The organism is Kitasatospora misakiensis, from assembly GCF_042656005.1.
GTDB lineage: Bacteria > Actinomycetota > Actinomycetes > Streptomycetales > Streptomycetaceae > Kitasatospora > Kitasatospora misakiensis.
The window spans coordinates 1-25,862 of record NZ_JBHSOF010000020.1; the positions used below are offsets into that span (position 1 = coordinate 1).

24 protein-coding genes and 1 pseudogene are annotated in these 25,862 nt (G+C 74.5%); 17 read left to right on the forward strand and 8 right to left on the reverse strand.

Translation table 11 applies throughout. The annotated features are described in order from the left end of the window. Nucleotides 1–2,430, forward strand: a 2,430-nt coding sequence (locus ACFP3U_RS17060) for a rhomboid family intramembrane serine protease (RefSeq protein WP_380226390.1), incomplete at its 5' end; no start/stop codon positions are given. A gap of 69 nt (nucleotides 2,431–2,499) precedes the next feature. On the opposite strand, the gene ACFP3U_RS17065 is transcribed toward ACFP3U_RS17060, so the two are convergent. Beyond that, nucleotides 2,500–2,952 (reverse strand): SsgA family sporulation/cell division regulator, encoded by a 453-nt coding sequence (locus tag ACFP3U_RS17065; RefSeq protein WP_380226391.1) that lies wholly within the window; start codon nucleotides 2,950–2,952, stop codon nucleotides 2,500–2,502. A 325-nt stretch (nucleotides 2,953–3,277) separates the two neighbouring features. Between ACFP3U_RS17065 and ACFP3U_RS17070 the strand changes: the two genes are divergently transcribed. The 3 genes from ACFP3U_RS17070 to ACFP3U_RS17080 all read left to right on the forward strand — a co-directional run bounded on the left by ACFP3U_RS17070 (nucleotide 3,278) and on the right by ACFP3U_RS17080 (nucleotide 7,105). Continuing rightward, entirely contained in the window at nucleotides 3,278–5,110 is a 1,833-nt protein-coding gene (locus ACFP3U_RS17070) for a DEAD/DEAH box helicase (RefSeq protein ID WP_380226484.1), read from the forward strand. Nucleotides 5,111–5,555: 445 nt separating this feature from the next. Further along, the gene (locus tag ACFP3U_RS17075; RefSeq protein ID WP_380226392.1) at nucleotides 5,556–6,206 is read left to right on the forward strand and encodes an IclR family transcriptional regulator; all 651 of its coding nucleotides are present in this window, start codon (nucleotides 5,556–5,558) and stop codon (nucleotides 6,204–6,206) included. Between the two features lie 92 nt (nucleotides 6,207–6,298). Further along, complete coding sequence (locus ACFP3U_RS17080; RefSeq protein WP_380226393.1) at nucleotides 6,299–7,105, forward strand: S16 family serine protease; 807 nt, start codon at nucleotides 6,299–6,301, stop codon at nucleotides 7,103–7,105. Between the two features lie 21 nt (nucleotides 7,106–7,126). Here ACFP3U_RS17080 and ACFP3U_RS17085 read toward each other — a convergent pair whose 3' ends face one another. After that, a complete protein-coding gene (locus tag ACFP3U_RS17085; protein WP_380226485.1) occupies nucleotides 7,127–7,588 on the reverse strand; it encodes an Lrp/AsnC family transcriptional regulator in 462 nt (153 codons plus the stop codon). A gap of 436 nt (nucleotides 7,589–8,024) precedes the next feature. Here ACFP3U_RS17085 and ACFP3U_RS17090 point away from each other — a divergent pair. Continuing rightward, nucleotides 8,025–8,471, forward strand: a pseudogene (locus ACFP3U_RS17090) (VOC family protein); the annotation flags it as partial. 24 nt (nucleotides 8,472–8,495) lie between these two features. Here the strand turns inward: ACFP3U_RS17090 and ACFP3U_RS17095 are convergent. Further along, complete coding sequence (locus ACFP3U_RS17095; protein WP_380226394.1) at nucleotides 8,496–9,068, reverse strand: hypothetical protein; 573 nt, start codon at nucleotides 9,066–9,068, stop codon at nucleotides 8,496–8,498. 90 nt (nucleotides 9,069–9,158) lie between these two features. Between ACFP3U_RS17095 and ACFP3U_RS17100 the strand changes: the two genes are divergently transcribed. The 3 genes from ACFP3U_RS17100 to ACFP3U_RS17110 all read left to right on the forward strand — a co-directional run bounded on the left by ACFP3U_RS17100 (nucleotide 9,159) and on the right by ACFP3U_RS17110 (nucleotide 12,872). Then, nucleotides 9,159–9,884 carry a response regulator transcription factor gene (locus tag ACFP3U_RS17100; protein ID WP_380226395.1) on the forward strand — a complete coding sequence of 242 codons (726 nt, stop codon included), beginning with the start codon at nucleotides 9,159–9,161 and terminating at the stop codon, nucleotides 9,882–9,884. Further along, nucleotides 9,881–11,362, forward strand: coding sequence for a sensor histidine kinase (locus ACFP3U_RS17105; RefSeq protein WP_380226396.1), 1,482 nt, complete (start codon nucleotides 9,881–9,883; stop codon nucleotides 11,360–11,362). The genes ACFP3U_RS17100 and ACFP3U_RS17105 overlap by 4 nt, the downstream gene beginning before the upstream one ends. A 109-nt stretch (nucleotides 11,363–11,471) precedes the next feature. After that, complete coding sequence (locus ACFP3U_RS17110) at nucleotides 11,472–12,872, forward strand: glycosyltransferase 87 family protein (protein WP_380226397.1); 1,401 nt, start codon at nucleotides 11,472–11,474, stop codon at nucleotides 12,870–12,872. A 77-nt stretch (nucleotides 12,873–12,949) separates the two neighbouring features. Here the strand turns inward: ACFP3U_RS17110 and ACFP3U_RS17115 are convergent, their stop codons facing one another. Continuing rightward, a complete protein-coding gene (locus ACFP3U_RS17115; RefSeq protein WP_078881470.1) occupies nucleotides 12,950–13,366 on the reverse strand; it encodes an SsgA family sporulation/cell division regulator in 417 nt (138 codons plus the stop codon). 416 nt (nucleotides 13,367–13,782) lie between these two features. On the opposite strand from ACFP3U_RS17115, the gene ACFP3U_RS17120 reads away from it, so the two are divergent. Beyond that, nucleotides 13,783–15,261 (forward strand): RDD family protein, encoded by a 1,479-nt coding sequence (locus tag ACFP3U_RS17120; protein WP_380226398.1) that lies wholly within the window; start codon nucleotides 13,783–13,785, stop codon nucleotides 15,259–15,261. Nucleotides 15,262–15,374: 113 nt separating this feature from the next. Further along, nucleotides 15,375–16,103 (forward strand): RDD family protein, encoded by a 729-nt coding sequence (locus ACFP3U_RS17125; protein ID WP_380226399.1) that lies wholly within the window; start codon nucleotides 15,375–15,377, stop codon nucleotides 16,101–16,103. A 91-nt stretch (nucleotides 16,104–16,194) separates the two neighbouring features. Here ACFP3U_RS17125 and ACFP3U_RS17130 read toward each other — a convergent pair whose 3' ends face one another. Beyond that, on the reverse strand, nucleotides 16,195–16,422 hold the full coding sequence (locus ACFP3U_RS17130) for a hypothetical protein (RefSeq protein ID WP_380226400.1): 228 nt from the start codon (nucleotides 16,420–16,422) through the stop codon (nucleotides 16,195–16,197). A gap of 260 nt (nucleotides 16,423–16,682) precedes the next feature. Between ACFP3U_RS17130 and ACFP3U_RS17135 the strand changes: the two genes are divergently transcribed. The 6 genes from ACFP3U_RS17135 (at nucleotide 16,683) to ACFP3U_RS17160 (ending at nucleotide 21,944) form a co-directional block, all read left to right on the forward strand. Continuing rightward, the gene (locus tag ACFP3U_RS17135) at nucleotides 16,683–17,408 is read left to right on the forward strand and encodes an endonuclease V (RefSeq protein WP_380226401.1); all 726 of its coding nucleotides are present in this window, start codon (nucleotides 16,683–16,685) and stop codon (nucleotides 17,406–17,408) included. Nucleotides 17,409–17,531: 123 nt separating this feature from the next. Then, nucleotides 17,532–17,984, forward strand: coding sequence for a hypothetical protein (locus ACFP3U_RS17140; RefSeq protein WP_380226402.1), 453 nt, complete (start codon nucleotides 17,532–17,534; stop codon nucleotides 17,982–17,984). Continuing rightward, complete coding sequence (locus ACFP3U_RS17145) at nucleotides 17,981–19,549, forward strand: WXG100 family type VII secretion target (RefSeq protein ID WP_380226403.1); 1,569 nt, start codon at nucleotides 17,981–17,983, stop codon at nucleotides 19,547–19,549. Before ACFP3U_RS17140 ends, ACFP3U_RS17145 begins: the two co-directional genes overlap by 4 nt. Before the next feature lie 142 nt (nucleotides 19,550–19,691). Further along, nucleotides 19,692–20,918 carry a S8 family serine peptidase gene (locus tag ACFP3U_RS17150; RefSeq protein WP_380226404.1) on the forward strand — a complete coding sequence of 409 codons (1,227 nt, stop codon included), beginning with the start codon at nucleotides 19,692–19,694 and terminating at the stop codon, nucleotides 20,916–20,918. Between the two features lie 115 nt (nucleotides 20,919–21,033). Beyond that, a complete protein-coding gene (locus ACFP3U_RS17155) occupies nucleotides 21,034–21,258 on the forward strand; it encodes a winged helix-turn-helix transcriptional regulator (protein ID WP_380226405.1) in 225 nt (74 codons plus the stop codon). 101 nt (nucleotides 21,259–21,359) lie between these two features. Then, nucleotides 21,360–21,944 carry a DinB family protein gene (locus ACFP3U_RS17160; protein WP_380226406.1) on the forward strand — a complete coding sequence of 195 codons (585 nt, stop codon included), beginning with the start codon at nucleotides 21,360–21,362 and terminating at the stop codon, nucleotides 21,942–21,944. Nucleotides 21,945–22,032: 88 nt separating this feature from the next. Here the strand turns inward: ACFP3U_RS17160 and ACFP3U_RS17165 are convergent, their stop codons facing one another. Both ACFP3U_RS17165 and ACFP3U_RS17170 read right to left on the reverse strand, forming a co-directional pair. Next, nucleotides 22,033–22,497 (reverse strand): RNA polymerase sigma factor, encoded by a 465-nt coding sequence (locus tag ACFP3U_RS17165; protein WP_380226407.1) that lies wholly within the window; start codon nucleotides 22,495–22,497, stop codon nucleotides 22,033–22,035. A 552-nt stretch (nucleotides 22,498–23,049) separates the two neighbouring features. Further along, nucleotides 23,050–23,757, reverse strand: a complete 708-nt coding sequence (locus tag ACFP3U_RS17170) for a hypothetical protein (protein WP_380226408.1) — start codon at nucleotides 23,755–23,757, stop codon at nucleotides 23,050–23,052. Between the two features lie 256 nt (nucleotides 23,758–24,013). Between ACFP3U_RS17170 and ACFP3U_RS17175 the strand changes: the two genes are divergently transcribed. Beyond that, nucleotides 24,014–25,063, forward strand: a complete 1,050-nt coding sequence (locus ACFP3U_RS17175) for a hypothetical protein (protein WP_380226409.1) — start codon at nucleotides 24,014–24,016, stop codon at nucleotides 25,061–25,063. Nucleotides 25,064–25,129: 66 nt separating this feature from the next. Here the strand turns inward: ACFP3U_RS17175 and ACFP3U_RS17180 are convergent, their stop codons facing one another. Then, nucleotides 25,130–25,720, reverse strand: a complete 591-nt coding sequence (locus ACFP3U_RS17180) for an isochorismatase family protein (protein WP_380226410.1) — start codon at nucleotides 25,718–25,720, stop codon at nucleotides 25,130–25,132. Nucleotides 25,721–25,862: the final 142 nt, after the last annotated feature.

A 25,862-nucleotide genomic window follows, 5' to 3' on the forward strand; every position in this document is an offset into this window, starting at 1 on the left:
CTGGCCGCCCGGCTGGCCGCCCGGCTCGGCGAGGCCCCGCTCACCCTGGTGCTGCTGGTCGGCCTGTGGGCCGTCGGCGCCGCCACCGGCAGCCTCACCCGCGGGCCGTCCGACGCCCTGCTGGACCAGATAGGCATCGGTCGGCCGACCCTGCACGCCGGTCGCTGGTGGACGCCGTTCACCTCGCTGTTCTGGTGCTCCGGCATCGGCGCCTACGTCTTCACCAGCCTGCTGCTGCTCCTGGTCGGCCCGGCCGCCGAGCGCCGGCTCGGCCCGCTGCGCACCTTCGGGGTGCTGGTCGCCGGACAGCTGGCCGGCACCCTGGCCGGGACCGCCCTGGTCGCGGTCGGCGCGAAGCTCGGCGAGCAGTGGACCCTCTCCGTCGTCGACCAGACCGCCGTCGGCCCCGGCGTCGGCCTGTTCGCCCTGGCCGGCGTGCTCGGCTACCGGCTCACCGTGCTCTGGCGCCGCCGGCTGCACCTGCTCGTGGTGCTGGTGCCGCTGGTGATGGCGCTGTACGTGGGCCATCTGCAGAGCGTCCAGCGGTGCGCCGGAGCCCTGATCGGCCTGGCCGCCGGCTCGCTGCTCTCCCGCCGCCTCCTGCACCTGCGCTCGCACCGCTCCTCGCACACCGAGACCCGGGTGCTGGTCGCGCTCTGCCTGGTCGCCGCCGCGCTCGGTCCGATGATCGCCTCGCTGTACGACAACGCGGCCGGCCCGTTCAACACCTTCTCGGAGATCTACCTCTCGCACCGGCTCAGCCCGGACGAGGTCGCCGACTTCTGCGCGGTCTCGGCCCACGACTGCGCCCGCGCGCACGCCGTCCAGCGGATCTTCGACACCCCGGCCCGGCTGATGGCCACGCTCTTCCCGGCGCTGCTGCTGGTGCTGGCCGAGGGCCTGCGCCGCGGTCTGCGGTTCGCCTGGCGGATCACCATCGCCACCGAGCTGCTCTGGACCGCGATGCTGATCGTGCTGTTCGTGGAGACCAGTGCCGGTTCGAGCGACGTCGTCCAGTACTTCGTCGAGGCGCTGCTGCTGCCGATGGTCACCGTCGGCCTGCTGCTGGCCACCCGCAAGCGCTTCTCGCTGCGGCTGCCGCGCGCGGTGCTCGTCCGGCTGTTCGCGGTGGTCGGCGGGGCGCTGGCCGCCGCCTCCGTCGCCTACACCGGGCTGGGCGTCCTGGCCGCCCGGCAGTTCGAGCCGGGCGCGACCTTCCGCGGGATGGTCGCCGGCCTGCCGGCGCAGTTCCTGCCGCCCGCCTACAACGACCTGCTGCCCGACTACCCGATCGCGGTCGGGCCGTTCGCCCGCGCGCTGGAGACGTACTGCGGGCTCGCCTTCTGGGCGGTCGCGCTGGTCGCGCTGCTGCTGACCTTCCGCAGGCCGGTGGTGCACGTCGACGCCGAGGACGCCGCGCGGGCCAGGACGCTGCTGATGGAGCACGGCGGCGGCACGCTGTCCTTCCTCACCACCTGGGACGGCAACCACTACTGGTTCGACGAGGACGGCCGGGCCGCCGTCGCCTACCGGGTGCTGAACACCGTGGCGCTGACCACCGGCGACCCGTTCGGCGATCCGCAGGCGCGGGACCGCGCGGTGGCCGGCTTCGCCCGGTTCTGCGACGCCCGGGGCTGGACGCCGTGCTTCTACAGCGTCACCCCGCAGACCCGGGCCGCCGCCGGACAGCTCGGCTGGCGCTCGCTCCAGGTCGCCGAGGACACCGTGGTCGCGCTGCCCGACCTCGCCTTCACCGGCCGCAAGTGGCAGGACATCAGGACCGCGCTCAACAAGGCCGGCAAGCAGGGCATCACCGCCGAGTGGTGGTCCTACCACGAGGCGCCGCTCGCGCTGAAGGAGCAGATCCGCGCCATCTCCGAGGAGTGGGTCTCCGAGAAGGGGCTGCCCGAGATGGGCTTCACCCTCGGCGGCCTGGAGGAGCTGGACGACCCGGCGGTGCGGCTGCTGATCGCCGTCGACGAGGACCGCAGCGTGCACGGGCTGACCAGTTGGATGCCGGTCTACGAGAACGGCGAGACGGTCGGCTGGACGCTGGACTTCATGCGGCGGCGCTCGGACGGCTTCCGCGGCGTCACCGAGTTCCTGATCGCCTCCGCCGCGCTCGGCTTCAAGCAGGAGGGGGCGCGCTTCCTCTCGCTCTCCGGCGCGCCGCTGGCCCGCTCGGAGAAGGAGCCGCCCACCGGGCTGCAGAAGACCCTGGACTGGCTGGGCCGGGTGCTGGAGCCGGTGTACGGCTTCCGCTCCCTGCTCGCCTTCAAGGCGAAGTTCCAGCCGGAGTACCGGCCGATGTACATGGCGTACCCGGACCCGGCGGCGCTGCCCAGCATCACCCGGGCGATCGGCAAGGCGTACCTGCCGCACCTCACGCCGGCGCAGGGCGTGCGGCTGATGCGCAAGCTGTCGTCCTAGGTCCTGTCCGGGGCCGGCCGTCTGGGCCCAGGTCCCGGACGGCCCCCGGCGTGCGCCCCGCCCGGCCGCTCAGCCGAGCAGCTCGGCGAGGGCGCGGTCGGCGTCCAGGTACAGGTGCTCCTCGCCCTCGGGCACGAGCAGGTGGCTGCGCCACAGGAAGCGCCGCAGGTCGGCGGTGTCGAACTGGACGAGCGCGGTGCCCTCGGGCGCGCGGAGCTCGACCGTGGTGCGCCGGCCCGGCGCGGGCCGGACGTGCACGTCGCCGACGCCGGCGGGCAGCTCCAGGCCGGCCGCGAGCAGTCGGCGGGCGAAGACCCAGACGATGTCGCCGGCCTCCGCCTCCGCCTCGGCTCCGTCCTCGGCCCCGTGCTCGGCCTCGTCCAGCGAGAACTCGGCGGGGAAGGCCATCCGGACCGCGAGCGGGTCGTCCGTCAGGTAGGTCAGGGTGACCCGCAGCCGGGCGGAGCGGTGCGCGGACAGGAGCAGGCGGGCCTGGACGGTCTCTTCGGCGGTGGCGTGCACGGCGCTTTCCCTTCTCTGGTGAGGCCGGGGACGGCGGTGGGGGATGGGGCGGCCTCACCTCGAAGAGAGGCGGTAGAGGGGGTTCCGGTTACTCGGGTTCGATGAGATTTGCCTGTGATCCGCCTCACATCGATTTCCGGCCGCACCCGCCGCGGACAGGGCGGACACCGGCTCCGCCCGGCCTCGCCGTGGCCGCCCGTACGGCGCCGGGCCCGGTACGCTGGGCGGGTTGCCCGAACACCGTCCGACCGTGTGGCGAGGCCGCAAAACCGCCTCTGACCTGCGATGATCCCCCTCGGAGACCGTGAGTACCGCCGCCGCCTCGATGCCGCTCTTCTCCGACGCGGACCAGCCGCACGCGCCCGTCCGGGCCGGCGGCCATCCCGCGTCGACCCCCTCGCACCACCTGTCCCCGGCCTTCCCCGGCCGTGCCCCCTGGGGCACCGCGGGCAAGCTCCGTGCCTGGCAGCAGGGGGCGCTGGACAAGTACATCGAGAACCAGCCGCGCGACTTCCTCGCCGTCGCGACCCCGGGCGCCGGTAAGACCACCTTCGCGCTGACCCTGGCCTCGTACCTGCTCCACAACCACCTGGTGCAGCAGGTCACGGTGGTCGCGCCGACCGAGCACCTGAAGAAGCAGTGGGCCGAGGCCGCCGCCCGGATAGGCATCAAGCTGGACCCGGCGTACTCCTCCGGGCCGCTCTCCCGGGAGTACCACGGCATCGTGGTCACCTACGCGGGCGTCGGCGTGAACCCGATGCTGCACCGCAACCGCACCGAGGCCCGCAAGACGCTGGTCATCATGGACGAGATCCACCACGCCGGTGACTCGAAGTCCTGGGGCGAGGCCTGCTTCGAGGCCTTCGAGCCGGCCGCCCGGCGGCTGGCGCTGACCGGTACGCCGTTCCGCTCGGACACCAACCCGATCCCGTTCGTCCAGTACGAGGCGGGCGGCGACGGCATCCGCAAGTCGGTCGCCGACTACACCTACGGCTACGGGCACGCGCTCGCCGACCACGTCGTCCGTCCGGTGATCTTTCTGTCGTACAGCGGCAACATGCGCTGGCGCACCAAGTCCGGCGACGAGCTGGAGGCCCGGCTCGGCGAGCCGATGACCAAGGACCTCATCGCCCAGGCCTGGCGGACGGCGCTCTCCCCGCAGGGCGAGTGGATCCCCTCCGTGCTGCAGGCCGCCGACCGCCGGCTCACCGAGGTCCGCAAGGCGATCCCGGACGCCGGCGGCCTGGTGATCGCCACCGACCAGAACGTGGCCCGCGCCTACGCCAAGATGCTGCGCGAGATCAGCGGCGAGAAGGTCACCCTGGTGCTCTCCGACGAGTCGGAGGCCTCCCAGCGGATCTCCGACTACGCGGCCGGCACCTCGCGCTGGATGGTCGCGGTCCGCATGGTGTCCGAGGGTGTCGACGTGCCCCGGCTGTGCGTCGGCGTGTACGCCACCTCGATCTCCACCCCGCTGTTCTTCGCCCAGGCGGTCGGGCGCTTCGTGCGGGCCCGCAAGCGCGGCGAGACCGCCTCCGTCTTCCTGCCGACCATCCCGATGCTGCTGGGCTTCGCCAACGAGATGGAGCTCCAGCGCGACCACGTGCTGGACCGGCCCAAGAAGGAGGGCGAGGGCCTCTTCGACGAGGAGGACCGGCTGCTCGCCGAGGCCGAGCGGGCCAACGACGGCCCGGACGGCGCGGGCGGCGAGGAGTTCTCCTACGAGGCGCTGGGCTCCGAGGCGGTCTTCGACCGGGTGCTGTACAACGCCATGGAGTTCGGCATGCAGGCGCACCCGGGCAGCGAGGAGGAGGAGGAGTACCTCGGCATCCCGGGCCTGCTGGAGCCGGACCAGGTGCAGATGCTGCTGCAGAAGCGTCAGCACCGGCAGATCCAGCGGAGCAAGGGCAAGCCGGCCGAGGAGGCCGACCTGCTGGAGCTGCCGGCCGAGCAGCGGCCGGTCGTGACGCACCAGGAGTTGCGTGAGCTGCGCAAGGAGTTGAACGCGCTGGTGGCCGCCTGGCACCACCGCACCAGCCAGCCGCACGGGACGATCCACAACGAGCTGCGCCGGCAGTGCGGCGGTCCGCTGACCGCGCAGGCGACGGCCAATCAGCTGAAGGCGCGCATCGTCCGGATCCGGGAGTGGGCGAAGTAACGATCCGGCGCAGCCGTGCGAACGGCGGCCCAGGAGCATCGCCGCCCTTTTTTGGCCCCTCGCCGTCCCCGCCGCCCCCGCCGCCACGGTGGGGGCGGCGTCGTTCCTGGGTGGTCCGCCGGCCTCCGGGTGTCCGAACTTCGGACTGTGCTCGAACCTACGCCCGGTCCGGGCGGGGGGAATCGCCCTGTTTGCCCGATTCTGTCCGGCCCGGCGAAATTGATCTTGACCGAATTTTGGACAAACACTTCCGCCGCCGCATTTCCTTCACTACCTTTCCCACACGCTCTCCCACCGGGCAACCCCCGCAGGACGAGCGCCGCAGGGCCCCAGGACGTCAAGGACGACACTCCGCGGCCCGAGCGCGGCCACCCCCCTGCGCGCGACAACCGAGTCCCGGACCGGCCTGCCGATCCGCGACTGCCGCGGAAAGGAATTGCGCGTCGTGACTGCAGAGACCTCCCAGACCCTGGACCGCGGTGTCCGGGTCCTCAAACTGCTCGCCGACTCCGAGCGCGGGCTCACCGTGACCGAGCTGGCGGCCCGCCTCGCCGTCAACCGGACGGTCGTCTACCGGCTGCTGGCCACCCTGGAACAGCACGGGCTGGTCCGCCGGGACATCGGCGGCCGGGCCCGGGTCGGCCTGGGCGTGCTCCGGCTCGCCCACCGGGTCCACCCGCTGCTGCGCGAGGCGGCGCTGCCCGCGCTGCGCAGCCTGGCCGAGGACCTCGGGGCCACCGCCCACCTCACCCTGGTGGACGGCAGCGAGGCGCTCGCGGTGGCCGTCGTCGAACCCAGCTGGACCGACTTCCACGTCGCCTACCGGACCGGGCTGCGCCACCCGCTCGCGGAGAGCGCGGCCGGCCGGGCGATCCTGGAGGCCAGGGCCTTCCCCAGCCAGCGCCGGCCGGAGCAGGGCTTCGTGATCACCCGGGCGGAGGAGCAGTCCGGGGCGTCCGGCGCGGCCGCGGCGCTGCTCGGGCTCAGCGGCATCGAGGGCAGCGTCGGCGTGGTGATGCTGAACGGCCTCGTCCCGGAGCGGGTCGGGCCGCGGGTGGTGGAGGCGGCCACCGAGGTCGCCGACGCGTTGCGCTGACCGCCCCGGGCCGGCGGTTGGGCCGGCGGGCGGGCCGTTCGGGTGCTCGTGTGCGTACCCGCCGGACGGTCCCGGTGTGTTTGGATGCCTCTGTGTCCGACACCAAGCTGCCCAAGGCCCTGACCTCCCCCCGGACCCGCGCCCTCGCGCTCTGCGGCACGGTGGTCGCCGCGCTGTTCGGGGTGGCCGCCTTCGTCCCGCTGCCCTACACGCTGACCTTCCCCGGCGTGACCGCGGACACCCTCGGCAGCTACGAGGGCCGCCCGGTGCTCACCGTCACCGGCGCACCGGTCCGCGGCACCCAGGGGCAGCTGCGGATGGTGACCATCTCGGCGACCAACCCGGGGGAGCGGACCACCCTGTGGCGCTCGCTCCAGGCCTGGTTCGACGAGGACGAGGCGGTCCGGCCCAGCGAGACCGTCTACTCGCAGGAGGACCCGGCCAAGGCCAACGAGGTCACCGCCCAGCAGATGGCGGAGTCCCAGGACGCCGCCACCACGGCCGCGCTCAACTACCTCCAGCTGTCGCCCGCCCAGGTGAAGGTCAAGGTCGACCTCGGCGACATCGGCGGCCCGAGCGCCGGCCAGATGCTCGCGCTCGGCATCGTCGACAAGCTCCGCGGGGACGGCAAGGGCGGCGACCTCACCGGAGGGCTGACCGTGGCCGGCACCGGGACCATCGACGACCAGGGCGTGATCGGCCCGGTCGGCGGCGTGCCGCTCAAGACGCAGGCGGCGGCCCGGGACGGCGCGACCGTCTTCCTGCTGCCCAAGGACGAGTGCGCGGACGCCAAGGTCAACACCCCGGCCGGGCTGCGGCTGGTGCCGGTCGGCACGCTCGCGGAGTCGGTCTCCGCGCTGGAGACACTGCACGCCGGCGGGGTCGTCCCCGGCTGCTGAGCCGGGGCGCGGTAGCGCTCGCTACTCGGCGGCGGCCTGGTCGACCAGTGGCAGGATCCGGTACGGCACCGGGTTCTCCAGGGCGATCGCCGTCGAGGACCGGACGATCCCGTCGAAGCCCACCACCCGGTCGATCACCCGCTGCAGATCGGCGTTGGAGCGGGCCACGATCCGCACCATCATGTCGCCGTGCCCGGTGATGGTGTGCAGTTCCAGCACCTCAGGCACCGCCGCCAGGTGCGCGCGGACGTCCGTGCCCTGGCCCTGGGAGATCTCCAGCGTCGCGAAGGCCGTCACCGGGTAGCCGAGCGCCGCCGGGTCCACCTCCGGCCCGAAGCCGCCGATCACGCCCCGCGCCTGGAGCCGGTCCAGCCGGGCCTGGACCGTGCCGCGGGCCACCTGGAGGCGGCGCGAGCACTCCAGGACGCCGATCCGCGGCTCCTCGGCGAGCAGCCGGATCAGCCGGCCGTCCAGGGCGTCGATCGCGTCGTTGGCGCTCCCCGCGGCGACCCCGGACGCCGCCCCGGGCGTCGTGTCGGGTACGCCGGAATGGCCTTGTCCGGTGGGCGAGTTGGACGATCCGGGGGCGCCCGGGGAGCTGGCGGCGTGGGCGGGGGGCATCACGGGGCTCCGTCCTCCGATGGGCATTGTGTACAGCGGTGCGGCCGATTCTCCCGCCCCGGAGCACAGCTTGACCAGGAGGAAACGGAACAGTTGCGCGGAGGTCGGCTCGGCGCCACCCTCCAGCCACAACCCCGTGCACCGTCCCCACGCCGGCGCGCGAGCACCACCGTGGTCCCGTACCCCCACCGGGAGGGCTGACATGACCGACACCGCCGCCGAACCCGCACTGCTCACCGCTACCCTCGCCACCGCCGCCCCGGGCGCCGCCGGGCCGGAGGAGCCGGGGCTCCTGCCGATGGGCCGCGCCGACGCCGTGGTCTTCGCGGTCGGTGACGCCGAGCGGGCGGCCCACCGGTACGCGGTCGCGCTCGGCCTGCGCTGCACCGCGTACGCCGGGCCCGAGACCGGCGAGCCGGAGATCGTCTCCTATGTCCTCCAGGGACCAGGCACCCGGTTCGTGCTGACCTCGCTCGTCCAGGTGATCGGCCCGCGCGGCCGGGAGCTGGCGGGCCACCTGGCCCGGCACGGCGACGGCGTGATCGACCTCGCGGTCGCGGTGCCGGACGTCTGTTACGCGTACGACTACGCCGTCGACCGGGGCGCGGCCTCGCTCGCCGAGCCCTACGAGGTGCGGGACGCGTACGGCACGGTGGTGCTCGCCGCGATCGGGGTGCCCGGCGGGACCAGGCACACCCTGGTCGACCGCTCCCGGTACCGGGGGCCCTACCTGCCGGGGTACGTGCCCTTCGAACGGTGGTGACGCCGGTCAGCGGGTGACGGTGTCGACCACCGGCGGGTGCCCGTTCCAGTAGACGAACACCGAGTTGGCCTGGTTGTCCCTGGTGAAGTCCACCCGGATCCACTGCGGGCCGTCCCAGACCTGCATCTGCCAGCCCGAATCGGGGGCGGCCGTGACCAGCGAGGCACGGTCGGGCCCGAGGTCCAGGGCGACCTTGCCGCCCGGGACGAGGTAGCTGCGCACCGAGGAGGTCGTGCTCGCGGCCGGCGCCGGGCGGTGCGGGGCGGGGCCGGCGGCCGTCGGTGCCGCGGGTGCCGCGCTGGCGGGGGAGGGGGAGGTGGAGCGGGGCGGAGTCGCCGACGGCGGGGCGGTGGACGGCGGCGCGGTCGGCTCCGGCGGGCCGGCCGACCGCGGCGGTGCCGCCGAGGGCGTCGGCGCGGGTCTCGCGCCGTCGGCCGACGCCGGCGAGGGCAGCGGCAGCGCGGTGGGCCGTTCGAACGCGGCGCCGGTCAGCGCCGTGTGCACGCCGAACCAGGACAGCGCCACCGCCGCCCCGGTGGCCGCCGCCCAGGCGCCGAGCTGTACCAGTCCGTTCCGCATCGTGCGGACATCCTGCCGCATCACCGGCCCCGGCGGGATCCACCCGGTGGTACAGACCATTCGAGGCCCGATGGCGTACCGTGCAGCCCCATGGCAACAGTGCTCGTGGTCGAGGACGACCCCTTCGTGCGATCCGCCCTCATCCGCCACCTGTCCGACACCGGCCACGCCGTCCGCAGCGTGGGCACGGCACTCGAGGCGCTGCGCGAGGTCGCCCAGGTCGGCTGCGACCTGGTGATCCTCGACCTCGGCCTGCCGGATCTGGACGGCAGCGAGGCGCTCAAGATGATCCGCGGCCTGACCGACGTCCCGGTCATCATCTCCACCGCCCGGGACGACGAGGCCGAGATCGTCCGGCTGCTCAACGACGGCGCCGACGACTACCTGGTGAAACCTTTCTCCGGGGAGCATCTCAGCGCCCGGATGGCCGCCGTGCTGCGCCGCCTCGGCGGCGGGTCGGCCCCGGTCAGCCAGGTGCTCCGGGTCGGCGGGCTGGCGATCGACCTCCAGCGCCGGGAGGCCTCGCTGGACGGCAGGGCGCTGGACCTGACCCGCCGTGAGTTCGACCTGCTGGCCTTCCTCGCCGCCCGGCCGGGCGTGGTGGTGCCGCGCAAGGAGATCCTGGCCGAGGTGTGGCGGCAGACCTACGGCGGCGACCAGACCATCGACGTGCACCTGTCCTGGCTGCGCCGCAAGCTCGGCGAGACCGCGTCCAGCCCGCGCTACCTGCACACCGTGCGCGGGGTCGGGGTCCGGCTGGAGGCGCCCGGGCACCCCGCCGGGCCCGGGCCCGCCCCCGTGGAACGCCGGACATGAGGCGGTTGCGGCACTCGCTGCGCTGGGCCCTGATCAAGGCCGCCGTGGCCGGTACCACGATGGTCGCGCTGGCCTTCCTCATCCCGCTCGGCCTGATGGTCCAGCAGACCGCCCGGGACCGGGCCTTCACGGCCGCCGAACGGCAGGCCGCGGCGCTCGGCCCGGCGCTGGCGATCACCACCGACCAGGACGCCATCGCCCGGGCGGTGGCCTCGACGGACGCGGGTGCGCAGGGGCGGATGGCGGTGCACCTGCCGCCGGCCGAGGCCGCCGGCGCCGCGGGCGGGATGGCCGCAGCGACGGCGGCGACGGCGGCGACGGTGGGCGCGCCCGGTCCGGCCGCCGGGGCGACCATCGGCGAAGTCCGGGCGCTGGACGCCGACGTGGCCAGCGCCGGCGGACAGGGGCGCTCGTTCACCGTCCAGGTCCCGGGCGGCTACGCGCTGCTCCAGCCGGTCGCGGTGGACACCGTCCGGACCGCCGTGGTCGAGGTGTTCGTGGCCGACGGCGACCTCACCCGGGGCGTCGCCACCGCCTGGCAGGTGCTCTCCGGGGTCGCGCTCGGCCTGGTCGCCGTCTCGGTGCTGGTCGCGGACCGGATGGGCGCCCGGATCGTCGGCTCGGCCCGCCGGCTCGCCGCCGCCGCCCGCGCGCTCGGCGCCGGCGACCTCGCCGTCCGGGTGCCGGTGGACGGCAGGCGGGCCGCCGACAGCCCCGAGGAGCTGCGCGAGGCCGCCCACGCCTTCAACGCCATGGCCGACCGGGTCGTCCACCTGCTCGCCGCCGAGCGCGAGCTGGCCGCCGACCTGTCGCACCGGCTGCGCACCCCGCTGACCGTGCTGCGGCTCAACGCCGCCTCGCTGGGCGAGGGCGACGCGGCCGACGCCACCCGGCACGCGGTCGCGCAACTGGAGCGCGAGGTCGACCAGATCATCCGCTCGGCCCGCCGGGCACCGGAGGACGCACCCGCCGTCACGGTCGGCTGCGACGCGGCCGAGGTGATCCGGGAGCGGGTCGGCTTCTGGTCGGCGCTCGCCGAGGACGAGGGCCGCCGCTGGCAATTGGCCGGCGCCGACCGCGAGACGCCCGTCCCGGTCCAGCGCGGGGACCTGGCCGCCGCCGTGGACGCGCTGCTCGGCAACGTCTTCCGGCACACGGTGGTCGGCACCGCCTTCTCGGTGGACGTCCTGGCCACCGGGAGTTCGGTGATCGTGCTGGTCGGCGACGCCGGTCCGGGCTTCACCGACCCGGAGGCCGCCCTGAAGCGGGGCGAGGGCCACGGCGGTGAGGGCTCCACCGGCCTCGGGCTGGACATCGTCCGCAAGCTCGCCGAGGCCACCGGCGGCGATCTCGCGCTCGGCCGGTCGGCGGTGCTGGGCGGCGCGGAGACCCGGCTGCGGCTGCGGGCCCGGCCGGACGGCACCACCCCGACCCGGGTCGGCCGACGCCGCGGCCGGGGTTCGCTGTTCGCGCGCTGAACGGGCTTCCTTCGGCACTCTCGTCACTATCCGTGACGACCGGATTCCGGCCCGGCCGGCCGCCATCGGGTATCGTCGCTGGTTGGCCGAACGGCGGACGGAGCGAAGAGTGACAGCGGTGCAAGACGAGCGCGGCACGGTGGAGACGCCACCGGACGAAGCGCCCGCCCCCCTGTCGGACCGACTGCGCACCGCCCTCGGCGCGCCCGTCCGCGCCCTGCGCGAGGCCCCGCGCCGCCCGCTGCTGGCCGTCTCCGCGCTAGCGGTGTTCTCCCTGCTCGCGTACGCGGTCGTCCGCCACTTCGCGCACACCTCGATGGTGGACATGGTCGTCTACCGGGCCGAGGGCGCCGCCGTCGCCAAGGGCGAGGACCTCTACGCGCTGCGCGTCACCCAGTGGAACCTGCCCGCCACCTACCCGCCGTTCGCCGCGATGCTGTTCGTGCCGACGACCTGGTTCCCGGTGCCCTTCCTGCGGGTCGCGGTCACGCTCTGCAACCTCGGGCTGCTCGCGCTCTTCACCCATCTGTCGTTCAAGCTGGTCGGCTGGCCGCGCCGCGATCTGCGCGCGATCGGCGTGATCCTGGTCACCGGCACCGGCGTCTGGCTGGAACCCGTCTACACCACGCTCCGCTACGGCCAGATCAACCTGGCCCTGGCCTGCCTCATCCTCTGGGACCTCACCCGGCCCGACGGGCGGCGCGGCAAGGGCATCGCGATCGGCATCGCCGCCGGCATCAAGCTCACCCCCGGCCTGTTCGCGGTCTACCTGCTGATCACCGGCCGGGTCCGGGCCGCGTTCGTGGCTGGCGCGACCTTCCTCGGCACCTTCCTGCTCGGCGCGCTCGTCCTGCCCGACGCCACCTGGGGCTTCTGGACCAAGTACCTCTACGACTCCTCGCGGGTCGGCAAGACCGAGATCGTCGACAACCAGGCGCTCAGCGGCGCCGTCGCCCGGCTGCTGCACACCTCCGAACCGGGCGCCGTCGGCACCCTGGCCGCCGCCGTCGTCGCGGTGGCCGGCCTCGGCGTCGCGGCCTGGGCCGCCCGCAGCTCGCGCTGGCTGGCGCGGTCCGAGGCGTGGGGCGTCTGCTGCGCCGCCGTCACCGCCGTCCTGATCTCGCCGATCAGCTGGACCCACCACTGGGTCTGGTGCGTGCCCGTGCTCGTGCTGCTCGCCTGTGAGGCGGCGATCGAACGGGCCCGCCCGGCCGGCGTCCGGAAGGTCCGCTGGCGGGCCGCCTTCGGGGCCACGCTGGTCGCCTTCGTGTCCTTCGCGATGTGGCTCGCCAAGCCGCAGGGCGCGCTGGTGCTGGAGCTGTCGCCGCTCCGCCAGATCCCGACCTCGGTCTATCCGCTCGTCGGGATCTGCTTCCTGCTCGCCGTCGCGCTACGCGTACGGGCCCGGCGCCTGTCCGCCGGTGCGCCGCCGGCCGCGCTGCCCGGCCAGCGCGAGGGCGGCTCGCCGGAGTCCGCGCGCGAGCGTCAGCAGGCCCCCGCGGCCCGCTGACTCGGCCCGGTCACCGGGAGCGGGCGGCCTGCCGGGGCGCGTCGACCGGCGCTGCCCCGGGTCGGGGACGCGCCGCCTCACGCGAGCAGCTCGGCCAGCGAACCGTCCATGTCCAGTGCGGCCATCTCGCTGCCCGGCGGCACCAGCCGGTGCGCCCGCTCCAGCCAGGCGGCCACCGCCGGCAGCGGCGCCTCCAGCAGCGCGTCCCCGGCCGGCGAGCTCAGCGCCAGGCAGAGCACGCTGCGCCGCCCCGAGCGGGTCGGCCAGATCCGCACATCGCCCTGGCCGCAGGGCCGGAAGGTGCCCTCCACCAGGAGCTCGCGGGCGAACACCCAGGTGACCGGCGAGCCGGTGTCCAGGTGGAAGGTCATGTGTACGGCGTACGGGTCGTGGCTGCCGTAGGACAGCCGGGCCGGGACGGGGACGCTGTGCTCGGGGGAGAGCACCAGGTTGAGCTCCAGCTCGTGCTCGACCACGCTCGTCGGGCGCTCCATGATCGGGTTCCTCTCTGCCTGCGGTTCGTGCCCGGTGTCGGGCCCTGTCACCTGGGAGAGCGCGGCCCGGGAGCGCTCTTACACGGGTTTCCGGGATTTCTTGGGTCCGGGATTCCCCGGCGCGGATCCGTCGACGGGGGTACACGGAGTGGTGAATGTGGAACACGGGCGCGTGGTCGGGCATGTGCGCCGTCTTCCTTACCGTGGGCGGCCCGGGGCTGTCCGGTGAATGCTCAACTTCGCCCGCCGCCCCCCGCCGAGGTACTACCCTTTGTGACTGCCCGGCGACTGTCCGCCTCCTCGGCGGCAGACCCTCGCGCGCGCCGACGGCGGAGCCACCCGGGTCGCCCGTGCCACCGTCGCGCACACCCCCTCGCCGGGCGAGCCGCATCGGCCCTGCCAGGAAAGAGACCCCCATGACGGACCGGCCCCACGCCGGCGGCAGCACGGAGACGGCCGCCGGCCCCGCGCCGGGCTACTACCCCGACCCGTCCATCCCCGGTTTCGTGCGCTACTGGGGCGGCTCGGCCTGGGTGCCCGGCACCAGCCGGCCCGCCCCGGCCGAGGGCGAGGTGCTGGAGCCGCCCCGGTACGCGACCCGCCGGCCCGGGGTGGCGGGCGGCGGGGTGGGGGCGCGGTACGTGCCGCCGCCGGTGGTCGCCGAACCGGCGGTCGTCGAGCCGGTGGTGGAACCGGTGGCGCGGTCGGCGGTGCACTCGGCGTCCGGCGGGGACACCGGGCCGGTGTACCTGGACCAGACGGCCGGCGGGGCGTCGTTCACCTTCGCGGTGCCGGAGAACGGGCCGGTGTTCCACCGGGCCGGGGGGCCGTCGGGGGACGGGTCCGGTGCTGCTCCTGGTCCTGGTCCTGGTCCTGGCCCTGGTCCGGAGTTGGACCCCGGTGTCGAGTCGGATCCCGGTCCGGAGGCGTTGGCCGGCTGGCAGGTGGACCCCCGGGCGCAGCGGGGTCTGATGGAGACCGGGAGCGCGCCGCGGTGGGTGTCCTGGGGCGTGCTGCCCGGGGCGGAGGAGCCGGCCGCTGAGCCGGTTGCTGAGCCGGTTGCCGAAGCGCCCGCCGAAGCGCCCGCCCCGGAGGAGGCGCCCGAGCCCGCGCCCGCACCCGTACCGCCGTCGCCGAGCACCCCCGAGGCGGCCGAGCCGCGTTCCGTCCCGGCGCCGAGGACCCCGGCCCGGGTGGCGTCCGTCGAGGCAGAGGCCCCGGCCCCCACGCTGACGTCCGTACCGGTTGCCGAACCCGCCTCGGCTTCGGAGGTGGAGTTGGAGCCGACGGAGGGCGACGAACCGTCCCCGGCCGCGCCCGCCGCCGCCCGCCCTTCCACCGCCGGCCGCCCGTCCACCACCCCGCGCCGCCGCACCGGCGCGAGGCCGGTGGTGCGGCCCGCCGGGCTCGGCCGACGGTTCGCCGCCCGGCTGGTGGACACCGCCGTCCTGGCCGTCGTCGCCGTCGCCGCCGGGCTCCCGCTCGGCCGCTCGGTCGAGGCCCACCTCCAGGACAAGCTCGACCAGGCCCGGATGGCCAGCCGGCTCACCCGCCGTCAGGTGGACGTCTGGCTGGTGGACGGCACGGTGGTCGGCAAGGTCGCCGTTCTGCTCGGCATCCTGCTCTTCGTCGGCCTGCTCTACGAGGTCCTGCCGACCGCCCGCACCGGCCAGACCTTCGGCAAGCGGCTCGCCCGGATCCGGGTGGTCGCCACGGCGCGGGCAGGCTCGGCGGGCGCCCCGGACCGCCCCGGGCTCGGCCGTTCGCTGGTCCGATGGCTGGTCAGGCAGGTCTCGACGCTGCTGGTGGTCGGCCTGCTCTGGCCGCTGTTCGACCGCCCGGCCCGGCGCGGCTGGCACGACCGGGCGGCCCGCACCAAGGTCGTCCGGCTCTGAGTCCCCGCTGCTCCTGGGCGGCCCGCCGTCGTTCCGGACGCTCCGATGGCCTCGGCGGACAAAACGGACGGAATATCCCAAGTTCGTAGAATGTGCGATGTTCTACTCGGGGCATGAGTACCCACGACCCCTCAGGCCCCGAGTCGGAGGGGGGCGACAAGCCCTCCTTCGACAAGCAGCAGCCCCCGCAGCAGGGCGGCGGCACGCCGGAAGGTACGCCGTCGGACCCGTACGGCACCCCGCCGCCGACCGGTGGCCCCGGAGTCGACGGCCCCGGCGCGTACGGCGGCACCTACGGCGGAGCCCCCGGCGGCTCGCCCTTCGGCCAGGGCCCCCAGGGCCGGTCGCCCTACGACCAGCCCCCGCCCGGCTACGGCCCCACCGGCTACGGCGCGCCCGGCGGCGGCCCCGTCCCCGGGATGCCCCCGCTCGGCAGCTGGCCCAACCGGATCCTCGCCCGGCTGATCGACTACCTGCTGGTCCAGGTCGTCGCCGTCCTCCTGGTGCTGCCCTTCGCCAGCCTCGCCGACCGCTCCGGTTCGGCCAGCGCGTTCTGGCTCGCCTGCGCGCTCTACCTCGTCTACGAGGGGGTGATGCTCGGCCGGGACGGACAGACCCTCGGCAAGAAGGCCATGAAGGTCCGGGTCGCCATGCTGATCGACGGCAGCATCCCGACCCAGTCGGCCGCGTGGACCAGGGCGGCGGTCTTCATCCTGCCCGCCGTGCTCTGCTGCGCCGCGCTCTGGTGGCTGATCGACGGCCTGTTCGGCGTGTTCGACAAGCCGTACCGGCAGTGCATCCACGACAAGTCGGCCCGGACCGTGGTGGTCTCCACCGTCTGAACCGGAGCCGGCCTCCGGGGCCTCCCGGCCGGCGTCCTGCTCGTGCCCCGCTCGTGCCCCGCTCGTGCCCTACTCGTGCCCTACTCGTGCCCTACTCGTGCCCGCCGACCGGCGCGCGGTGCTCCGCGCCCCGGTCGGCCGCGTGCGGGGCGAGTACCGAGAGCACGGTCACCAGGGTGCCCAGGGCGAGCGCGAACAGCACCACCACGGCGACCTCCAGGACGCCCGAGGCACCGGTGGCGGCCAGCAGGGCGACCGTGGCGGCGACCACGGTGAAGACACCGAGCGCGAACTGCGCGGCGGTCGGGCGGTGCGGCATGGCGGAGTCCTTCGCACGTCGGGGGAAACGGGCGGGCCGCTGCCGGAGGCGGCGCCGGCCCGGCGACGCCCGGGAACCGTGCGGGGAACGGGCGTTGGGCGCGATCCGGCGGTCGTCCGCGGCATCCCGTCCAGGCTAACCCGGCGCGCCCGGGGCATGGGGGGCGCACGGGCTCACGGAGCCGCCCCCGGCCTCGTCCGCCCCGCTCGGTACGGTGGGCCCGACCGCAGCACCGCTCCGCGCACCCAGGGGGAACCGCCGTGCCCATCCCCGCCGACTGGCCCACCACCGAGGCCGAGGCGCTCGCCGAACAGGAACGCCTGCGCCCGCTCGTCCGACCGACCAGCGCTCCTGACGACGGACCTGGCGGTGCCCCCGACGACCGGCTGATCGCCGGCGTCGACGTCGCCTACGACGACGAACGGGACCTCGTCGTCGCGGCCGCCGTGGTGCTCGACCGCGTCACCCTCGCCGTCGTCGAGGAGGCCACCGCCACCGGCCGCATCGCCTTCCCCTACATCCCCGGCCTGCTCGCCTTCCGCGAACTCCCCGCCGTCCTCGACGCCCTCGCCGCCCTCACCCACCGCCCCGGCACCGTCGTCTGCGACGGCTACGGCCTCGCCCACCCCCGCCGCCTCGGCCTCGCCAGCCACCTCGGCGTGCTCACCGGCCTGCGCACCCTCGGCGTCGCCAAGACCCCGTTCACCTTCGACCACCGGGAACCCGGCCCCGAGCGCGGCGACTGGACCCCGCTCACCGACCCGGCCACCGGCGAGGAGGTCGGCCGCGCCGTCCGCACCCGGCAGGGCGTCAAACCCGTCTTCGTCTCCGTCGGCCACCGCATCGGCCTCACCGAAGCCGTCGAAGCCACCCTCGCCCTCACCCCCCGCTACCGGCTCCCCGAAACCACCCGCCACGCCGACTCGCTCTGCCGCCGCGCCCTCACCGCCCTCGCCGCGACTGGCGCTCCAACGGACGTGAACTGACGGCACGCCACGGGCACGGGTCGTGTGTTAGACATGACTCGCTCAACCAGAACGGCTCAACCAGAACCGCTCAACCAGACCGTGAACGACATACCGGCCGGACGCACGGGGGAGGCGCCGCACGTGGCAACGGGGAACGGAACGGGATCGACCGGCGGGTCCGGTCGCGGCTACCGCGTCGAAGTCGAGCAACTGCGCGCGTTCGCCGCCCAGGTGCGGCTGCTCCTCGCCGAGTTCCAGCACCACGCGGACGGCACCGCGACCCACGGCCGCAGCGGCATCGGCACCAACGCCCTCGGCACCTTCGCCGAGGCCACCGACCTGCACGGCCGCTACCAGACCATGCGCGACGGCCTGCGCGACGTCCTCAACCAGCTCCAGGAAGCGGTCGACGAGGCCCAGAAGAAGGCCGAACTCACCGCCACCAACTACGAGGAGCAGGAGCAGCGCACCAAGACCAAGCTGAAGCTCGGCGACGACGGCTGGTCCGTCGCCAACCCCTCCGCCGCCAGTGCCGCCGCCTACGCCCGGACCACCGCCCCGGCCCGGCACGACGACGGAAAGGGCGTCCGATGAAGTACACCGACTTCCGGCAGTACAGCCACGCCGAGCTCCGCACCATGGTCCAGGCCCTCAACCCCGGCGAGGTGATGGCCGCCGCCGACCCCTGGCGCCGCGCCGCCGACACCCTCAAGGCCATCCGCACGACCCTCACCCGCGCCAGCACCGAGGCCGCCACCAGCTGGGAAGGCAGCACCAGCGACGCCTTCCACACCCGCATGCTCCACCTCGCCACCACCATCAACACCGCCGCCTCCTACGCCAACGACGCGGCCATCACCCTCAAGGCGGTCTCCGAGGCCATCGCCAAGGCCAAACGCGACATGCCCGAGGAACCCAGCGGCTGGGCCCAGTTCAAGGACGGCGTCGGCGACACCTTCTCCTCCCTCTTCGGCGCCGACGACGAGGACGCCCGCACCGACCTCGCCAACCAGAAGAAGGCCGAAGCCGCCACCGTCCTCCAAACCCTCGCCATGCACTACCGCACCGCCGCCCCCATGCTGAAACCCCCACCACCCCCGGGCCAGCCCCCGAAGCCGGGGTCCGGGAAGACGATCGACGACTTCACGGAGACCTCGCCGGGTGACTCGGGCGCGAGCGGCTATGCAGCCGTGGGGGGCCTGCTCGGAGGTGTCGGCGTCGGCAACACCGGTACGGGGACCGGTTCGGTGGCCCGTACGCGAGGTGCGACGCCCTCGGACCCGCGATCGATCGGCACGACCCGCTCGACCCCGGGCGAGAGCAGCCCCTCGCTCTCGAAGTCGCCGTCCGCCCCTACGGACCCCGGTGTCAAGGGCGGGGTCGCGACGCCCCCGGCCAAGGCCGCACCGGCGCGGTTCGGCGCCGGTACCGTCGTGGACGGTACGGCGCCCGTTCCCGCACCCGCACCCGCACCCGCACCCGCTCCGGCGCCCGGTGGGCAGCCGTCGCCGGGATCGGGCGGTACGTCGATCCTCGGCACTCCGGGGAGCGGGGGCAGCCAACCGCTGCCCAACAGCCCTGCCACGCAGTCCATCCCGGTGTCTCAGGGAGGTGGCGGCGGTACTTCCCATCCCGTCGGCATGCCGCAGCCTTTCACCCCGACCGGCAAACAGGGACCTGGAGGCGGTACCGGGTCGGAGAAGCAGGGCGGACCCGAGGCGTCACGCCCGAGTCGGGAGGCTGCGCAGGGGCGGACCGCGTTCGGCCGCAGCGGTGCCCTCTTCGGCGCCGAGGGCATGCCGGCGGTGAGCGGCGGCGGGCCCGGCGGCGTCGGTGGCTCCACCAGAGGGCGGGGCGCCGCCGAAGGCGGTGCCGGTCGTGGGGGAGGCACGGTGGTCGGCGTCGGTGACCGGTCGGGTCGGAGCGTCGGCGGCAAGCAGGCTTTCACCGAGGGCGGCTCGGGGGTGGGTGCGCGCGGGCGGATCCGGCCCGAGACCGGAGTGGGCGGCCCGATGGCGCAGTCACCCCTGGTCCCGCTGGGCGCCTCCGGGCGGCGGAAGCAGGACGACGAGGAAGGGCGGAAGCGTCCCGAGTACCTGGTCGAGGACGAGGAGACCTGGGTGTCGGACGAACCCGTCAATCCGAACGTGGTGGAATGACGGCCGACTTTCGGGTTCGGGTGAATCGATCGGTTGCCCCGCGGCTGCTCGGGCCGCGGGGCAACCTCTGCGCTGAGTGGGGTGGCAGGGCTTGAGGGGCTGGCGTCTGAGTCGCGGGGCGGCCGTGTTGCTGGCGGGTGGCGTGCTGGCGGCCACCGGTGCGCCGGTGGCCAGTGCAGACGGCGTGCGCGACGCACAGTGGCCGTTGGCCACCTACCGGGCCGAGTCCGCGATCTGGCCCGCCTCCCAGGGGGACGGTGTCACGGTGGCCGTCATCGACACCGGCGTATTGAAGGATCATCAGGATCTGACCGGGCAGGTGCTGGCCGGGACGGACTTCACCGGGCAGAACACCGACGGTTCGGTGGACGCCGACGGCCACGGCACCGGCATGGCGAGCCTCATCGCCGGCCACGGTCACGGTGCAGGGGCGGGCATCATGGGCCTGGCGCCGAAGGCCAAGATCCTTCCTGTCCGGATCTCCCTGGGTGACGATCCGCCATCGTCGCGTTCGGAGATCGCCAGGGCCATCCGCTATGCCGTCGATCACGGCGCGAAGGTCGTCAACATGTCCATCGGCGGACTCTCCGGGTCCGATCCCGAGGAACGCGCAGCGGTCAAGTACGCGGTGGACAAGGACGTCGTCCTGGTCGCGGGCACGGGCAACGAGACGACCTCCGTGGAGTACCCGGCCGCCTTCCCCGGAGTGGTGGCGGTCGGGGCGGTGGACCGGAACGGGGTGCTCTGGAGCAAGTCGAACGTCGGACCCGAGACCACCTTGGTGGCGCCCGGAGCGGACATCCCCAGGGCGAGTGCCAAGTCGACGAGTGGGCAGGGCATCGCCAACGGGACTTCCGACGCCACCGCCTACGTCTCCGCCGCCGCGGCGTTGATCCGGGCGAAGTATCCGGATCTCTCCGCCGGGCAGGTGATCAACCGGATGATCAAGAGTGCCGCCGCGCCCGGGGACGGGTCGGCGGTGCCGAGTAATCGGTACGGGTACGGGGTGTTGGCGCCGGGGAAGGCGTTGGAGGTGAATCCGGCGGTGGACGGGGGGCCGCGGGAGAATCCGTTGGTGGGGCGGGTGGAGTCGCAGGGCGGGGTGTCGACGGGGGCGGGGAGTGTGCCGCCGTCGGAGGAGGTGTGGGAGTCGCCGCCGGCGGCGCCGCCGGTGGCGGCTGCGGGGAACCGCGGGGTGCGGTGGGTGTTGGTGGCGGCGGTGGGGGTCGCGGGTGTGATGCTGGTGGGGGGTGTGGCGGTGGCGCTGGTGGTACGGGGGAGGCGTCGCCGCGAGCGGGCCGCGGCGGCTGCCGCGGCGACGTACCAGGGGTATCCGCCGCAGCAGCAGTGGCCGCCGTACCAGCGGTGAAGGACTGACGGCCTACGCCGTGACCGCGATCTGCTCGCGGTGGCGGGCGGCCGGACCGGCGAGCTGGCCGCCGGCGCCGAAGACGATGACGTCGGTCGTGGAGGGGGTGCCGCTGGTGGGGATCACGGCGAAGGTGTTGACGGAGTCGCTGCGGTCGATGGAGCAGGACGGCGTGGTGGAGCGGACGGAGTTCGCGGAGAACCCGCCGCGGGTCGAGTACGCGTTGACGCCGCTGGGCCGGACGCTGCTGGGGCCGATGGACGCGCTGTGCGACTGGAGCCGGGCCAACCTGGCGGAACTGCTCGCCGCGCGCGAGGCCTTCGGGCAGGTGGAGCGGTAGACCGCCGTGCCGGCGGTCGGGCGGCGGGCTGGCAGGATTTCGGCGACCGCTGGCGCTGACGCCGCTGGTGGGAGCGGTCCGGCGGCGGCCATCCTGGGCGCATGACCACTACCGAGTACACCTCCCCCGAGTCCGGAGCCACCGCCACCGGCGACGCGATCGTCCCCGACACCAAGGACTGGACCTGGGTGCTGGAGCGCCCCTGCGCCGACTGCGGGCTGGACGCCGGCGTGGTGGCCCGGGAGGACGTGGCCGGGATGATCCGGGCCAACGCGCAGGGCTGGGCGGGGGTGCTGGCCGGTGACCCGGAGGCGCTGCGCCGCCGACCGCGTCCGGAGATCTGGTCGGACCTCGAGTACGCGTGCCATGTCCGGGACGTCTTCCGGCTGTTCGGCGTCCGGCTGAACCTGATGCTGGCCCAGGAGGACCCGCTGTTCCCGAACTGGGACCAGGACGAGACCGCGGTCGCCGAGCGCTACGGCGAGCAGCTGCCGTCCGTGGTGGCGGTGGAACTGGCGGAGGCCGCGGAGGTCCTGGCGGCGTCGTTCGAGGGGGTGGCGGGCGAGCGGTGGGCGCGGACCGGCAACCGCACCGACGGGGCGCGTTTCACGGTGGAGTCGTTCGCCCGCTACCTGATCCACGATACGGTCCACCACCTGTACGACGTGACGGGCGAGCGGGTCTGAACGAGCCGCCGCGAGCCGCCTGCGAGGCGCCGTAAGCCGCTGTGAGCCGCCACGCGGCGGCGCGGGCCCGGGCGGCGGCGGCCCGGGCTCACCAGCCGGAGGCCTCGTGCAGCATCGTGCGGCGCAGCCGGCCGGCCACGCTGGCGGTGTCGGTGCCGATGACGTCGGCGATCTCGGGCGCGGCGAGACCGACGACGTAGTGCAGGATGGCGAGGTCGTCGTCGGCGGCGTGGCCGGGGCGGTCCTGGGCGCCGGAGCGGCCGGTGGGCAGGCCGGTCTGCCGGGTGTGTTCGCCGACGGTGCCGCGCAGGATCTGCCAGGCGTGTGCGGTGGGGTTGGAGCTCCCCAGCAACGCGCGCCAGTGGACGGCGATTTCGGCGAAGGCCTGCTGGACGACGAGGGCCGCCCGGTCCGGGTCGGGCAGCCAGACCCGGGCATAGCTGAGGTACCGGGGCCGGTGCAGCTCGCAGAACGCCGCGAACTCCAGCGGTACGGCGGGTGGGTCGTCGGGCCCCGGGGGTGGCTCGGCGGTGCTGTCGTGGCGTTGGGTCATCTCGGCTTCTCGGCAAGTGAGATGGGCATCTGACGGTCGATCATCTGTGCTCACTCTACGGTAGGCGCTCGGTGCGCTGGGTTACCAATCGGATGGAATGCCCGGAAGGCGTCGCCGCGCGGCCGGTTCCGGCGGTGGCCGGTCGGGGGGCCGGTCGGAGGGCCGGCGTGCGGTGCGGCGGTGGCGGAGGGGCGAGGAGTGCTGCGCAGTGGTGTCAGAGGCGGGGTGCGGGGCTTCGTGGCCGGTCAGCGGGGTGGTGCGGGCCGGGTGGCGGACCGGTCGGCGCGCCACCGCGGGGGGTGTGATGTGCCACCGTAAGCGGTTCGGCGGTTCCCGTCCACGCCTCCGGCGTGAAGCCGCGTCCGCACCACCGGGCGCACCACCGCTCGCGCGCTGGGCGGGCCGGGCCGGGCTGCGGCGATGTCGCGGGCCGGGGCCTGGCGGTGGTGTTCGGAGTGGGGTGGGGCGGTGGGCCGGCCCCGTCGCACGCGTCCCGCGTGCCCGGCCCTTCGTCGGCGTGGCGCCGTGTACGAGCAGAGAGTTGACGAACTGTCAGGTTGTGTTGCGGGTCTTCGCCGGGACGGCCCGGCCGTCCGGCGCGGTGCTCCGGGCGAGCTGGGCGGGGAAGGCCTCGGCGGCTCGGCGGCGGGCCGTGCGGGCGACCGTCGCGGTCGGGGCCCCCGCGGTGTCGGCCACCTCGGCCGCCTCGACGACCGCGGCCGGCCGCTCCCGTTCGTGCTCGTGCTCCCGGTGCCGAGTGTCCCCGGCGCCGGTGTCGGCGTCGGCCGTCCCGTGGTCCACGGTCTCCGCCGCCCCCCGTCCAGGGTCCTCCCGCGCCTCGCGCGCCGCCTCCCGGGCGGCCTCGTGCGCGGCGTCGTGGGCGGCCTTGGCGGCCGCTCGCAGGCGGGCCGCCCCGGTGCCCCGTCGGGCCCGCTCGTGGGCGGTGCGCGCCGCTTGTTCCTCGGCCACCTGTCTAGCCGCCAGATAGGCCTGGACGGCCGCCATCCCGTAGACGGGCTGGATCAACTGATGGCCTTTGAAGAAGGGCCTGGCGGGCGCGAATCCGGCGGCGACCACCAGGTCGCGGATCTCGGCTATCTCCGCTTCGCTGCGCGCGGTGAAGCGGACCTCCCAGCCCTTCTTGTACGTATGGCCCTCTGCGCCGCTGCGGCGGGCCGGATCCGGCTGGCGGACGTATCCGGGCAGGCGTCCGAGGCGGAGCTGGGCCGCGCGGAGGCCGGCGGTCTCGTCACGTGACATGTACTAAGGGTAGGCAATCCGGCGGGCTGGAGTGACGTTCGGAGGTGACTTCGCCGTATGTGCTTGGTCACGCACCGTCAGGCATCCTGGTGATTGATCGAGGATGATCGAATATGACAAGACGATGATCACCCATTCCTCCGAATGAGTGAGGGTATGAGGACTTTAGTGCGGGCTGGTCCCGGTTTCGCGACGGTTGGGTAACAGTGCGTCAGGCGCCCGGGATGTGCTCCGGAGCGTTGGGGATGGTGTCGGCATGAACTACCGGATTCCCACGCCGCCGCCGTCCCTGGAGGAACTGGCGCGCCGTCAGCAGAACGTCGTCACCGCCGGCCAGCTGCGCGCCCGCGGCGTGCCGGCCCGGGTCGTCAGCGGGTACTGCCGCCGCGGCGGGCCCTGGCAGCGGTTGCTGCCCCGGGTCTACCTGCTGCAGTGCGGCGAGCCCTCGCCGGAGCAGCGGATGTGGGCGGCGCTGCTGTACGCGGCGCAGAACGGCCGGGAGGAGGGTCGGCGCGAGGGGGCGGTGATCACCGGCCCGGCCGCGCTCGCGCTGTACGGCTTCGCCGCGGTGCCCCGGCTGCCGGCGGTCACCGGGGTGGACGTGCTGGTGCCGCGCCAGCGCCGGCTGAAGGACGCCGGCGAGGTCCGGATCCGGCGCACCGAGCGGGAGTTGGTGGCGCGCTCGGTGCACGGGCTGGCCTGCGCGCCGGTCGCCCGGGCGGTGGCCGACGCGCTGCGAGAGTGGACGGCCGACGGGGCGGCCGGCGGGGCGGTCGGCGGGTCGGTCGGTGGGGCGGCCGCTCCGGCGCCGGTCCGGGAGGTGCTCTGCGAGGCCGTCCGCCGGCCCGAGCTCCGCTGCCCGGTGGGGGAGTTGGCCGCCGAGCTGGCCGAGTCCGGGCTGATCGCCGACCCCGGGGTGCGGGCCGTGCTGGACGATCTGCTGGCCGCCGAGCGGGACCGGGTGCTGGACCGGGTCGGCGAGCTGGTGGACGAGTGGCTGCTGCCCGTCCCGCTGACCTCCCCGGAGCTGCGGATGCGCGGCGGCACCTACGTCGCCGTCCCGGACCTCTACTGGCCGAAGGAGGGCGTCGCGGTCGAGGTCGACTCGGAGCTGCGCTGCGTCAGCGAGGGCGAGGCGGCCTGGGTGCGCGGGGGCCAGCACCGCATGGAGTACCTCGGGGTCCGGGTGGTGTACGTCTCCGGCGCGCGGCTGGCCGGGGACGCGGACGCGGTCGGCGCCGAACTGCGCGAGGCGTTCCGGCTGGGCGGTACCGACGTGGTGGAGCTGCTGGTCACCGAGCGCTGAGCACCCCGGACCCCGGAGCAGCGGCGTCGCACAGGCGGAAGCCGCCACGGTCGCGGACCGGCCCGCTCAGCCGCCGACGGCCGGCGTGCCGACCAGCTCCACCCCGGCCGCCCGCAGCTCGTCGAGCGCGGCGGCGGTGGTGGCCGCGGCCACCCCCGCGGTCAGGTCCAGCAGCACCCGGGTGGTGAACCCGGCCCGTGCCGCGTCCAGCGCGGTGGCCTTGACGCAGTGGTCGGTGGCGATGCCGACCACGTCCACCTCGGTGACCTGCCGCTCGCGCAGCCACTCGGCCGGCCCGCGGTTGTTCTCGTCCACGCCCTCGAAGCCGCTGTAGGCCGCCGCGTAGGCGCCCTTGTCGAAGACGGCCTCGATCGCGCCGGAGGTGACGGACGGCGCGAAGTTCGGGTGGAAGCCGACCCCTTCGGTGCCCGCGACACAGTGCACCGGCCAGCTGTGCACGTAGTCGGGGTCCTCGGAGAAGTGGTCGCCCGGGTCGATGTGGTTGTCGCGGGTGGCGAGGATGTGCCGGTAGCCGGGGGCGGACTCGCCGATGAGGTCGGTGATCGCGGCGGCCACCTCCGCCCCGCCGGCGACGGCCAGGCTGCCGCCCTCGCAGAAGTCGTTCTGCACGTCGACGACGATCAGTGCCCGGTGCATGGCTGGCATTCCTCGGTCTGGTGGGGTCCTGCGGAGGACGTGGAGTGGGGACGTGAGGGGAACTCTACGGTCGACTGTAGGCAGTGGCACCCGGGGGCGGAAGGCCCGGGGCGCGCCCGGACCTTCCCCCGTCCACGAACGG

Coding starts and splice junctions, on each gene's coding strand:
- ACFP3U_RS17070 (WP_380226484.1), top strand. CDS start 3,278: ATGCCGCTCTTCTCCGACGCGGACCAGCCGCACGCGCCCGTCCGGGCC.
- ACFP3U_RS17095 (WP_380226394.1), bottom strand. CDS start 9,068: ATGCGGAACGGACTGGTACAGCTCGGCGCCTGGGCGGCGGCCACCGGG.
- ACFP3U_RS17100 (WP_380226395.1), top strand. CDS start 9,159: ATGGCAACAGTGCTCGTGGTCGAGGACGACCCCTTCGTGCGATCCGCC.
- ACFP3U_RS17105 (WP_380226396.1), top strand. CDS start 9,881: ATGAGGCGGTTGCGGCACTCGCTGCGCTGGGCCCTGATCAAGGCCGCC.
- ACFP3U_RS17115 (WP_078881470.1), bottom strand. CDS start 13,366: ATGGAGCGCCCGACGAGCGTGGTCGAGCACGAGCTGGAGCTCAACCTG.
- ACFP3U_RS17120 (WP_380226398.1), top strand. CDS start 13,783: ATGACGGACCGGCCCCACGCCGGCGGCAGCACGGAGACGGCCGCCGGC.
- ACFP3U_RS17125 (WP_380226399.1), top strand. CDS start 15,375: ATGAGTACCCACGACCCCTCAGGCCCCGAGTCGGAGGGGGGCGACAAG.
- ACFP3U_RS17130 (WP_380226400.1), bottom strand. CDS start 16,422: ATGCCGCACCGCCCGACCGCCGCGCAGTTCGCGCTCGGTGTCTTCACC.
- ACFP3U_RS17145 (WP_380226403.1), top strand. CDS start 17,981: ATGAAGTACACCGACTTCCGGCAGTACAGCCACGCCGAGCTCCGCACC.
- ACFP3U_RS17160 (WP_380226406.1), top strand. CDS start 21,360: ATGACCACTACCGAGTACACCTCCCCCGAGTCCGGAGCCACCGCCACC.
- ACFP3U_RS17165 (WP_380226407.1), bottom strand. CDS start 22,497: ATGACCCAACGCCACGACAGCACCGCCGAGCCACCCCCGGGGCCCGAC.
- ACFP3U_RS17170 (WP_380226408.1), bottom strand. CDS start 23,757: ATGTCACGTGACGAGACCGCCGGCCTCCGCGCGGCCCAGCTCCGCCTC.
- ACFP3U_RS17175 (WP_380226409.1), top strand. CDS start 24,014: ATGAACTACCGGATTCCCACGCCGCCGCCGTCCCTGGAGGAACTGGCG.
- ACFP3U_RS17180 (WP_380226410.1), bottom strand. CDS start 25,720: ATGCACCGGGCACTGATCGTCGTCGACGTGCAGAACGACTTCTGCGAG.